The 12404-nt window shown below is 48.3% G+C and carries 5 protein-coding genes and 1 pseudogene; all 6 read left to right on the plus strand.

Annotated elements, in window-relative coordinates:
• Positions 1 to 7: 7 nt before the first annotated feature.
• The 6 genes and pseudogenes from AAC052_RS08045 (at position 8) to AAC052_RS08070 (ending at position 12293) form a co-directional block, all read left to right on the plus strand.
• Positions 8 to 1222 (plus strand): glycoside hydrolase family 99-like domain-containing protein, encoded by a 1215-nt coding sequence (locus tag AAC052_RS08045; RefSeq protein ID WP_339812381.1) that lies wholly within the window; start codon positions 8 to 10, stop codon positions 1220 to 1222.
• A 65-nt stretch (positions 1223 to 1287) separates the two neighbouring features.
• Entirely contained in the window at positions 1288 to 4215 is a 2928-nt protein-coding gene (locus AAC052_RS08050) for a glycosyl hydrolase (protein WP_339812383.1), read from the plus strand.
• Positions 4216 to 4282: 67 nt separating this feature from the next.
• Positions 4283 to 7210, plus strand: a complete 2928-nt coding sequence (locus tag AAC052_RS08055; RefSeq protein ID WP_339812385.1) for a glycosyl hydrolase — start codon at positions 4283 to 4285, stop codon at positions 7208 to 7210.
• A gap of 267 nt (positions 7211 to 7477) precedes the next feature.
• Positions 7478 to 9643: pseudogene (locus tag AAC052_RS08060) on the plus strand (glycosyl hydrolase); the annotation flags it as partial.
• A 3-nt stretch (positions 9644 to 9646) separates the two neighbouring features.
• On the plus strand, positions 9647 to 10333 hold the full coding sequence (locus tag AAC052_RS08065) for a glycosylhydrolase-like jelly roll fold domain-containing protein (protein WP_339812475.1): 687 nt from the start codon (positions 9647 to 9649) through the stop codon (positions 10331 to 10333).
• A 4-nt stretch (positions 10334 to 10337) separates the two neighbouring features.
• Positions 10338 to 12293, plus strand: a complete 1956-nt coding sequence (locus tag AAC052_RS08070) for a sialate O-acetylesterase (RefSeq protein ID WP_339812387.1) — start codon at positions 10338 to 10340, stop codon at positions 12291 to 12293.
• The last annotated feature ends 111 nt before the right edge of the window (positions 12294 to 12404 follow it).

Here is a 12404-nt window from a genome sequence, read left to right on the forward strand (position 1 = left end):
AGAGGCCATGAGGTGCCAAATAAACTATTCGAGATTGATGAACAATGCCATGAAAGTACTGGCAGTGGTCGCTTTGTTTGCTTGCCAGCCGCCTGTTCAGGAAGAAAAAGAAGCTGCTGCCAGTGAACCTCAATATGATGTTGCTGCCTACGTTTGGCCGTCTTGCCACCACGATGAGCGGTTTGGCGACATGCTGTGGCCTGATGGGATGGGCGAGTGGGAGGTAATAAAAAAAGGAACACCACGATTCGAAGGGCACTATCAACCGAAGGTTCCGTTGTGGGAATATGAGCCGGACAATGACCCAAAGGTGATGGAACGCTGGATAGAGACTGCAACCGACTACGGCGTAAACACTTTCATTTTTGACTGGTACTGGTTCGGTGACGGCCCTTTTCTGGAGAGCTCACTCAACGACGGGTTTCTCAAAGCGAGCAACAACGAGAAAATGAACTTTTACCTGATGTGGGCCAACCACGATGTGAAGCAGAACTATTGGAATGTCCACAAATACAAGGACGTTGACACGTTGCTTTGGGATGGTGCTGTTGACCTGGTAAATTTCAAAATCATTGTGGACAGGGTGATCAATAACTATTTCAAAAAGCCCAACTACTACAAAATAGATGGTAAACCCGTCTTTTCCATCTTCAGCGTTGCAAACCTGGTAGAAGGACTAGGCGGGCTTGACGAAGCTGCGGATGCTCTCAACTATTTCAGGGAAGAAACGAAGAACGCAGGCTTCCCCGGGCTGCATATTCAGCTGATTAATTTTGGTGTTCCCAATGAAAACGCCCTTCAATCTATTAAAGCACTAGGGGCTAATAGCGTCACTAAATACAACTGGGGCGGCCCGCATCCAGAAGATTATGTCCAGTGGGGCGTTGAGTCGATGGACAAAAGGCAACAATGGGACGAGGCACTGGATATCCCGGTCTTCCCCAATGCTTCGATTGGCTGGGATGATTCACCGAGGTTTCCACACAAAGGAAAAGCGGACATCGTCCATTATAACAAAACACCAGAGGCTTTTGCGTCATTTCTCCAAAAATCGAAGGAATACTGCGATAGCCACCCAGAACAACCAAAGTTGATAACAATATTTTCCTGGAACGAATGGATTGAAGGCGGCTACCTTTTGCCTGATATGCTGTACGGCTACCAATACCTTGAAGCAGTGAAGAAGGTGACCTACGGGGGTTCGGAGAAGACTGGCCCATGAGAGACATTAAGGAATAACCACGGCGTCCTAAGCAGAGTCGGTTTGAATTATACACATACACTACTATGAAAACACGATTTTCGACATTTATTGCCCTTGGATTATTCGTTTGTCTTCAATGCAATTTTGCCGTTGGGCAAAGCACATCTGCCTACGAGCAGGTCAAGTCATCGTTTCAATCTCCACCCCAAAGCGCCCGACCCAAGGTTTACTGGTGGTGGCTCAACGGAAATGTGGACAGTGTTAGGGTGAAAGAAGAAATAGCCGCCATGGACAGAGCGGGGCTTTCGGGGTTTGATCTTTTTGAAACGGGTGTGCCTCCGGTAGATACAATGGTTGAAGCAGGGCCGGCATTTCTAAGCAAAGAATCCCTCAAGGTGATCAGGGTGGCGCTGGAGGAAGCTAAGAAAAGGAATATGGACGTGGGCTTCAACATGGCCAGCAGTTGGAATGCAGGTGGAACGTGGGTAACTCCCGAAAATTCCGCTAAATCGATTTATGATTCGAGAATAGAGGTAAAGGGCAAGTCGGGGGGCAATATAAAGCTCCCGTTCCCTCAGATTTCAAAAATAGATGCAGCTGGGAAAACAAGGGTAATTCAGTACCAACGAAATGGGAAGCCGGTGTTTTATCAGGAAGTGGCCGTTGTAGCCATACCGTTGAAAAATGGAAAGCCTGACTGGGATCCGGCAAAGATCGTTGAAGTTTCCAGCCAATTTGATCCGGAAAGTGAAAAACTGAACTGGACACTGACAGGTGACTGGGAGGTGCACCGCTACATCTGCTCCAATTCTGGCGAGCAGTTAAAGCGACCAAGTAAGTACTCCTCCGGCCCTATCATCGACCACTTCGACGCACAGGCCACCGAAGCCCATTTTCTTCATATTATCAATGTGCTGACAGAAGAAATGGGCGACTTGAGGAACACTGCGCTGAAAAACCTTTACCTGGCTAGCTATGAGGCCACCGGCTTTACGTGGACGACCACATTGCCAGCTGTGTTCAAGGCACTCACCAGCTACGAAATAAATAAATTCCTGCCCGTGCTCCTTAATCAGTCATCTTTCGAGAAAGGAGTTGTTGAAAAGTTTATGAAAGATTATCAGCGGACTTTGTCGGAGCTGATGATCACCAATTTTTATAAGAAAGCGAAGGAGGTAGCCAACGCACATGGTCTGAAAATCAATTCTGAAGCAGGTGGCCCAGGTATGCCGATGCACAATGTGCCCGCTGAGCCTCTCAAGGCTCTCGGTGCGCTTGACCTTCCCCGTGGTGAATTTTGGATCAACTACAATGCTTACAATGACCAGGGAGTAGATTTTCTGCGGGTCGTGAAGGAAGTGTCCTCTGCGTCTCATATCTACGGTAGGGGCATCGTGGAAGAGGAAGCCTTCACTTCATCTTTGAACTGGCAGGAAGGCCCGTTTGATATGAAGCCAACCGGCGACCGGGCGTTTTGCGAGGGCATGAATAGGGTGGTGATTCATGGGTTTAGCCACAACCCAAGCGGAATTGGTTACCCGGGCATCGTTTACCATGCAGGCACACATTTCAATGATAAAAGAATATGGCACCCGAAAATACGGCCTTTCACTGACTACCTGGCCAGGGTTTCTGCAGTGTTCCAGCAGACCGATTTTGTAGCCGATGTGCTATACTACTATGGGGATGCGGTGCCGAACTACGCAGGACCGAAAAATGGTCGTTTCATGGCTGGCCTGGGCTACGACTATGATGTCATCAATACTGAGATTCTTTTGCAGCTGAAAGTGAAGGATGGAAAGCTTGTATTGCCTACGGGTGGTCAGTACAACCTATTGGCGCTGGAGGATGAGGGAGACATTAACCCAGCAGTGTTGCTGAAAATAGAGGAGCTGGTAAGTGCAGGGGCTACTATCACCGGAGCCAAACCAAAAAAAGTATCGGACAGGCCAGGAGGAACGCCGGCCATGGCCGCTATGATTGATAAAGTTTGGAATCAAAACTCAAAGGCGAAAGTAGTGGCCGGAAAGCAGCCATTCGAAGTGTTGCAGGCCAACAACATTGGCCCCGATATCAATTATTCGGACATAGCGCTCAACACACTCGACTACATTCACTACAACAAGAATGGCCTGGATTTTTACTTCGTAAGAAACACCACCGACGAATGGGTGTCAAGGGAAATCAGCTTCCGGCAGCAGGCCAGGGTGCCGGAGATATGGGATCCAATAAATGGGTCAATTTCACCGGCAACCATCTACAATCAGAACGGCAAATACATTCAACTACCAGTTTCACTACCACCTATGGGCTCGACTTTTGTTGTTTTCAAGCCAGGAAAGCAAGAGGTGAAGTTCTCAAAAATTACGGGAACTCAACAGCATCCACCTATGCTCAACTACACACCCGATGGAGTGTTTGTGATGGAAGCAGGTGCTTTTGAAGTAAAAAAGCAAGACCAATCCTTACCCCTTATTAACAATGTAAATGTTGAAACCTTAACTGGAGCCTGGGAAGTATTCTTTTCTCTGGAATGGGGTGGGCCTGAAAGGAGGCTGTTTCCAGAGTTGAGCTCATGGACAGACTCTGAGGAAGAGAGCATAAAATACTATTCGGGGATGGCCAGGTACAAAAAGCCATTCTATCACGACGTCAATGCAACGCTCATGAAAGACCAACGGGTGTTTCTCGATCTTGGCGACCTTTCAAAAGTAGGTGAAGTGTGGCTCAACGGAGAACCGCTGGGAATCACCTGGGCAAAGCCTTACCGGTTCGATATTACCGACAAACTTAAAGCAGGCAACAACCTGGTGGAGGTAGAAATTGCCAACGTTTGGGCCAATCGTATCATAGGAGACGCCCGGACGGGTGGAAAGGACTATACTTATTCCAACGTGCTAACAACAACAGTTGTAGGTTTCGGTAGGCAGCGATTTTCTTGGGAAGAAACCCCGTTGGTAGAATCAGGCTTGCTGGGGCCCGTGCGATTGATTACTGTGAGCCCGCTGTAACAGGTGGGAAAAATTGAACCAATTGATTGAAATATTAACCCGATTTAGAAATATAACACGCTATATCATGAAGACACTCTTTTCTGTACTTATTGCCTTTGGAGCTTTGATTTGCTTTTCTTTTGATCAGGCCATTGCCCAAAACGCACCATCTTACGATCAACTAAAGGAAGGGTTCAAGTCGCCGCCTCCCGGGGCCAGGCCAAAAGTGTACTTCTGGTGGCTAAATGGTAAGGTCGACACCGTGCGTGTGAAAGAGGAAATTGCCGCCATGGATCGTGGAGGTATTTCTGGCTTCGATATTTTTGAGATTGGCGTTCGTGAAACTGACGATATGGTGGCAGCTGGTCCGGCTTTTTTGAGCGACGAGTCACTCAAGTCAATACGGGTAGCCTTGCTGGAAGCCAAAAAACACAACATGGATGTTGGCCTTAATTTGGCCAGCAGTTGGAACGCTGGTGGTTCGTGGACTACGCCGGAGAATTCGGCCAAGTCAATATATTTTTCAAGCCTCGATGTAAAAGGTAAGTCGGGCGGGACTGTAAAACTTCCTTTCCCGGAAGTCCCGGCAAAAGATACAAGAGGCAGGGCAAAAGCCATTGAATTTCAGAAAAACGGCAGGCCTGTTTTTTATACCGAGGTGGCTGTAGTGGGTATTCCGATGGAAAATGGACAGCCCGTTTGGGATCCGGCAAAGTTCGTTGATTTGACGTCAAAGTTTGATACCAAAAGCGACAAGCTAACCTGGGATTTGTCGGGTGACTGGCTGGTGCATCGCTACATCTGCTCCAATTCAGGCGAGCAATTGAAGCTGCCCAGTAAGAATTCAGTTGGCCCTATCATCGACCACTTTGATGCACAGGCCACGGAGGCGCATTTTCTCTACATCATCGGCCGTATTCAGCAAGCTATGGGCGATGACCTCAGCAAGACAGCCCTGAAAAGCCTTTACCTGGCGAGCTACGAGGCAACAGGCTTTGTCTGGACAACCACACTGCCACAGGTTTTCAAGGAACTCAACGGATATGAGATCAATAAATACCTGCCGGTACTTTTCAATGAAGAAAATTTCAGCGAAGAGGTGGTGAGCAAGTTTAAAAAGGATCGCCAGCGCACTTTGTCAGAATTGATGGTCACCAATTTTTATAAAAAAGCGAAGGAGATATCGAACAAGTACGGATTGAAGATCAATTCCGAATCGGGTGGCCCGGGTTTGCCTTTGCATAATGTGCCAGTTGAACCACTTAAATCGCTGGGAGCTTTGGACTTGCCGAGAGGGGAGTATTGGATCCATCACGATCGGTTCAATGAGCAGGGAATTGATATTTTGAGAATGGTGAAAGAAGTTTCCGCAGCATCGCACATTTATGGTCGGGGTATTGTGGAAGAAGAGGCCTTTACCTCCTTCAAACACTGGCAGGAAGGGCCGTTCGATATGAAACCGTCCGGCGACAGGGCTTTTGCAGAAGGAATGAACAGGGTTGTGGTGCATGGCTTTAGCCATAACCCGGCGGGCTACGGTTACCCGGGTATTGTGTACCATGCCGGCACCCACTTCAACGACAGAAGGGTGTGGTTCTCCAAAGTAAGGCCTTTCAACGACTACCTTGGCCGAATATCATTTGTGTTGCAGCAAACTGACTTTTTTGCAGACGTGCTTTACTACTACGGTGACGCCATCCCCAATTATGCAGGACACAAAAACAGCCGTTTTATGGTTGCCTCTGGCTATGACTATGAAATAACCAACACCGAGATACTGCTACAAACATCAGTCAAAAATGGAAAAGTGGTGCTGCCTACCGGAGCTGCGTTTAGTGTGCTGGCACTGGAGGACGAGGGAGAGATCAATCCCCAGGTACTACAAAAGATCGACGAGCTGGTTCGTGCCGGAGCCAGAGTGACTGGAGCTAAGCCCAAGAAAATATCCGACATTCCTGGCCGCACTGAGGCGATGAATGCTACCCTTAACAAACTGTGGGGTGCCGGGAGTCAAAAAGTACTCGATCAACAGCCGGTGACCGTGCTGGAGACGCTTGGCTTGGGGCCGGACATAGATTATGCGGACAGAACTGCTAACACGCTCGACTATATCCACTATAACAAAGCGGGGCTGGATTTCTACTTTGTAAGAAATACCACCGATCAATGGGTGTCGAGAGAGATAGGATTCAGACAGCAGGGCAAAGTACCCGAGATTTGGGATCCGGTATCTGGCTCGGTGCTGCCCGTTACCATTTACCGAGAGGATGGGAAGTACATCAGGCTGCCATTGTCGCTGGCACCCTACGGTTCAGCGTTTGTCACATTCAAACAAGGGAAAAGCACCGCCAAATTTGAGCAGTTAAACAGCCGGGGACTTTTCCCTCCTTTGCTGGATTACACTGCCAACGGTATTTTGGTGATGGAAGATGGCTTGTTCGAGGCTACCAAAGCAGGGCAGTCTACCCCGGTGACAAATATCACGAAACATCAACCGATCAGCGGAGCCTGGGAGGTGTTTTTCTCACAAGATTGGGGAGGCCCTGAACGAATAATATTCCCCGAATTGATCTCGTGGACGGAATCCGATATAGAAGGCATCAAATATTATTCTGGCGATGCAAAATATAAGAAGACCTTTCAGTACGATATCAACGCATCGTCCATGAAAAACCAGCGGGTGTTGCTTGACCTGGGCGACCTGTCAAAAGTAGGAGAGGTGTGGTTGAATGGAGTGTCGCTCGGTATTGCGTGGGCGAAGCCTTACAGGTTCGACGTGACTGATGTTTTGAAACCAGCCGACAACGTTTTGGAGATAGAAATTGCCAATACCTGGTCGAACAGGATCACCGGCGATGCTCTGACGGAAGGCAAGGACTACACCTTCACAAATGTTGAGATCACAGACATCTTCGGATTGAACAAGATCAAGACGCCGTGGGTGGAAGTACCACTAATCAGGTCAGGCTTGCTGGGCCCAGTCCAATTGATCACAGTTAGTCCGATAGAGTAATCGACTGCCAAAACTAAACTACCATGAAATAGCCATAAGAAATACCATACCCAACGGAATGAATAAAGGTATTTAAATAAGCAGTTTTCATTTCCAAAGGGATTTAGGCTATTCCATCTGGCCCCTAAAAAGTAAATTTTATACAGATGAATAGCCATAAGGAATACCATACCCACGGGAAATGAATAAGTGGATCGAAAAGCTAAATATTCATTCTCATTGGTAAAAGCTATTCCATGTGGCCGCTGAAAAAAAAATTATATACACATGAAAAACATACTTCATATCGCTTCTGCCACACTGTTTGCGGCCGTGCTGCTGCTCTTTGCATGTGAAACGCCAAAAACTGATGATGGGCTCGCTGAATTAAGACAAGGTTTTCAGAATCCGCCAGTCAAAGCCAGGGCCAAAGTGTATTGGTGGTGGCTCAATGGCTATGTTGACTCGGTAAGGCTTAAAACCGAACTGAGAGCCATCAAGGACGCTGGCCTTGGCGGCGTAGACATTTTTGAAATTGGGTTGCGACGAGCAAGTGATGAAAAAGGGATCATTCCTGCTGGCCCTCCGTTTATGGGCGATGAATCGCTTCATTTGATAAAATTGGCCCTTGATGAAGCTAAGGCCCTTGATTTGGAAGTGGGGCTCGGAGTAGCCAGTAGCTGGAATGCAGGAGGAACCTGGGTCGAACCAAAACATGCCTCCAAAACGCTTTACGCCTCTAAAACGCAGGTGAGAGGCGGGAATGAGGTGAAAGTAAAACTTTCCTTTCCGGAAATTACGCCCGACAGAAACGGGAAGCCCAGAAATATTGATTATCTGCCGAGCGGAAGACCAGTGTACAGTGAGGAAATCGCAGTGGTCGCTGTTCCAAAAGACGCCAAAAATTTAGGAGACACCTCCCGGATCTTTGACCTCTCCGCTCAATTTGATGCCGCTGCAGAAGAGCTAACCTGGCAGGCTCCTGAAGGAGACTGGAATATCTACCGATACATTTGTTCCAATTCTGGCGAACGGTTGATTGTGCCATCACCCAATTCGGACGGCCCCATCATCGATCATTTCGATTCAGCCGCCACCCGCATGCACATGATGTATTTCATCAACAAACTGAAGCCTCTCGTGGGAGATTTTAAGCAAAGTGCGCTCAAAAACCTCTACCTGGCCAGCTACGAAGCGAAAGAGTTTGCCTGGACGCCGACATTGCCTCAGATGTTTAAGAAGCTGCACGGGTATGAGATCAATAAGTTTATTCCTGCTATTTACGACGAGCAGCTATACGAGGAGAAGGTAAATGATGACTTTCAATTCGACTTTAGAAAGACATTCTCGGAGCTAATGATTCAAAATCATTACGCCAAATCAAAAGAGGTGTGTAACGCCCACGGACTTGAGATCATATCAGAGTCGGGTGGCCCTGGGCACATGCACCACATTCCGGTGGAGACATTGAAGGCTCTGGGGTCATTGGACGTGCCCCGTGGCGAGTTCTGGTACAACCGGGAGTATTACAAAGAAGACAGCGTGGTAGATTATATCTGGCTGGTCAAGGAAATTGCGGCTGCATCTCACATCTATCAGCGAAATATCGTTGAAGAAGAAGCTTTTACCAGCTATTGGGACTGGCAGGAGAGCCCGAAGGACTTGAAAATTATAGCGGATCGGGCGTTTTGTGAAGGCATGAACCGACTGGTGATCCATGGGTTTACGCACAACCCGTCAGAGTTTGGCTATCCCGGTATTGTTTATCTGGCGGGCACTCACTATAACGACAAACGGGTTTGGTGGCCCATGGCCAAAGCTTTTAATGATTACCTGGCCCGAAACTCTTACATACTTCAGCAAGCCAAATTTGTAGCCGATGTTTTGTACTACTACGGCGACGATGTGCCCAACCTGGTGCCACCCAAGAACACAAGATTCACGGCTGGCCCCGGTTACGACTACGAAGTAATCAATACTGATAAAATAAGCGAGTTGGTTGTTGAAAACGGTGAAGTTGTACTGCCGGGTGTTGGCAGGTACAAGGTACTGGCGCTTGGGAACAATACGGAAATGAGCCCTGTTGCGCTAGCCAAAATGAGAGATTTGGCTGCTTCGGGAGCCGTGATCGTGGGAGGAAAGCCCACCCGGGCAAATGGATTGGCTCGTTAGCCTGAGGCAACTCAGGAAATAGTGAGTGGATCGGACGAATTGTGGGTGAGCGGCAAGGTGAGGTCAAACCAAACCCCGGAGGAAGCCCTTAGAGGATTAGGGTTAGTGCCGGATTTCAGCTATCCCGATCAGGCCAGTGGAAAGCTGGATTTCATCCACTACACCAAAGGCGATGCAGATTTTTACCTCATCCGCAACACGACAGACAGCTGGGTGTCTGAAAAACTATCCTTTCGCCAACAAAACAGGGCACCAGAGTTATGGGATCCTAAAACCGGAGAAATGATGTCTATTCCGGTGTTCGAGGCGAGCGGCAACGTAACACTGTTGCCATTATCGATCCCACCTTACGGGAGCTACTTTGTGGTGTTCACTAATCAGCCAGCGAAATCTAAAGGGAGCATCGAAAATACCGATATTGTGTACACGCCGCATGGTTTCTACTCAAGGTCGGCAGGTGGCCCGACAAAGTCGACAACCATCGAAGGAGAATGGAACGTTTCATTCAACGAGGCATGGGGAGCGCCTGGCACAGCTGTTTTCCCCCAACTTACTTCTTGGACGCAATCAGAGGCCGATGGCATCAGGTACTACTCCGGAATCGGCACGTATGATAAGACATTCGAGTTTGCAGGCTCAGGTGGTGAGGCGAACCGAGTGTACCTTGACTTGGGTGACCTTGCTGAAATGGCGGAGGTAACGTTAAATAGTAAGCCAGTAGGAATTGTGTGGACGAAGCCTTATCGGCTTGATGTTACTGACATGATCAAAGAGGGGGCAAATACGCTAAGTGTACGGGTGGCAAATACCTGGTCGAACCGACTGACAGGTGATGCCATCACTGGGGAACAGTTCACGAATACCAACATTACCAATGCCAATAAGAACCTGACTCCGTGGAAGGATGTGCCGCTGAAAAAGTCTGGTTTACTCGGCCCTGTTCAGGTAGTTACCATCAGTCTTTCAAAATGAAAGTATGAATGGACGCCATCGCCATAGGATCATAGTAGCGGTTTGCCTTGCTGCTTGCATGGTTTTCGCAGGCCAGGCAATGGCTCAGCTGAGTTGCGCTCAGCTGTTCTCTGACAACATGGTGTTGCAAAGAGGAATTGAAATGACAGTCTGGGGCACTTCCGCCGCTGGCGAAAAGATCAGTGTGAAACTGGATGGCTTGATGTCTTCTGCATTTGCCGACGAAAAAGGGAAATGGCAGGTAAAGTTACCTGCTCACGAGGCTGGTGGGCCCTATCAACTGGAAGTGCAAGGATTGGATGAAAAACTGGCGTTTACCAATGTGCTTGTTGGCGATGTCTGGTTTGCTTCAGGTCAGTCGAATATGGAGCATCCCGTTGCTGGCTGGGAGTGGATACCGCATTCGGCGGTGAATAATTATGAGGAGGAGCTTACTGATACTAACTACCCAACTGTCAGACTATTCAAGGTGCCAAAAATGCCGTCTCCTGTTGAGCTGAGCGATTTTGAAGAATCGGCTTGGCAAGAGGCCAGCCCAGCGTCTGTAGCTGGTTTTTCCTCGACTGCATGGTTCTTCGCAAAGGAATTAAGCGGCGAGCTTAATGTTCCGATAGGAGTCATCGACGGCTCCTGGGGAGGAACGCCCATCAAGTCATGGATGAGCAGGGAATCGGCCAGCCAATTCAAACAGGATCTTGAAATTCCTCCAGCACCGGACGACTTTAACGAAAGAGCTTGGCGGCAAGCAGAGTTAATTTCACTTGACAATACGCTTGCCAGAAGACTTGCCATTAGTTTTCCTAATGAGGATGACCTGTCCAAGACAGCGACTGAATACAATGATACCAACTGGGGTGTAACTAATCCACTCGAAGAAGGCACATATTACGAGAATGTAGTTTGGTTGAGGAAAGAAGTTCAGGTTCCTGAAAAATTCACCAAAGGAGCGTTCAGGCTCTCATTGGGTTTTCTCAATCGGGAAAGTTGGATTTATCTAAACGGACAGGAACTTGGCTTTTTTTTGTACTCGCAACCTGTTGAAATGGGTATCCCGCCCGGATTGATCAAGCCCGGAAAAAATGTGGTAACGATTCGCATGGCCCAGCCTTTTGGTACGACCAAATTTATGGGGGATGCTGATGCCTATTTTCTCTCAGCAGCAAAGGATAAGCTCTCTATTCCCCTGGCTGAGGATTGGCGATTTAAAAATGAGAAACTGCTGGATTTTGGTTATATCACAAGTCATCACAACCAAACTACTTACCTCTACAACGGCATGGTGGCACCAGCTATCCATTATGGCATTAAGGGGTTCATCTGGTACCAGGGGGAGTCTGATGCTGGTCACGCCGAACTGTATGGGGAAATGTTTCCGTCGCTCATTACTGACTGGCGAAAAAAATGGGGGCTTGGCGAGTTACCATTCTTGTTTGTCCAGATTACCACTATTGAGCAAACCCACGAGTTCAGTAAGCCAAACAGCTCCTGGAGCTATTTGCGGCAGGTGCAGAAGGAAACGCTGGCGCTGCCCAACACGGGCATGGTTGTATCCATTGACTTGGGCGATCCTTACGATGTTCATCCGAAGACCAAGCGTGAATTTGGCCGCAGGCTTGCATTGCAGGCCTTAGATGTAGCTTACGATAAGGCTCTTGTGGCCAACGGCCCGTCTTACGAATCGTACTCACTTGATGGCAATACTGTGGTAGTCCATTTTGGCGAAGCCATCGAACTGAAGAAAAATAAGGTTGGCCTTGGGGCGAGCTTTGAAATAGCAGGTGAAGATGGAAAGTTTGTCGGAGCGAGTGGCAATGTTAAAGGGAGCGATTTGCACATTTCATCAAGTGAGGTCAGCCAGCCGAAGGCAATCCGGTTCGACTGGAGCAACGACCCTGAATACTATATCATTAATAAAGCTGGACTTGCTGCTTCTCCGTTTGTGCTTGAGTTGAATAAGTGAGCGCAAAATGGCATGGCTGCCAGGTGGTAATGGTTGGAAGCGAAGACTACAAAAGTTTTGGAATAAATGCTACCGCTAGCTACTAATGGAGGCTTTTGACAGTGCTTGATG

Origin of the sequence: uncultured Imperialibacter sp. (assembly GCF_963974565.1) — a bacterium.
GTDB classification, from domain to species: domain Bacteria; phylum Bacteroidota; class Bacteroidia; order Cytophagales; family Cyclobacteriaceae; genus Imperialibacter; species Imperialibacter roseus.

Bases quoted from the DNA above. Each gene is read 5' to 3' on its own strand.
- AAC052_RS08045 (WP_339812381.1), top strand. From the start codon at position 8: ATGAGGTGCCAAATAAACTATTCGAGATTGATGAACAATGCCATGAAA.
- AAC052_RS08065 (WP_339812475.1), top strand. From the start codon at position 9,647: ATGTCTATTCCGGTGTTCGAGGCGAGCGGCAACGTAACACTGTTGCCA.
- AAC052_RS08055 (WP_339812385.1), top strand. From the start codon at position 4,283: ATGAAGACACTCTTTTCTGTACTTATTGCCTTTGGAGCTTTGATTTGC.
- AAC052_RS08070 (WP_339812387.1), top strand. From the start codon at position 10,338: ATGAATGGACGCCATCGCCATAGGATCATAGTAGCGGTTTGCCTTGCT.
- AAC052_RS08050 (WP_339812383.1), top strand. From the start codon at position 1,288: ATGAAAACACGATTTTCGACATTTATTGCCCTTGGATTATTCGTTTGT.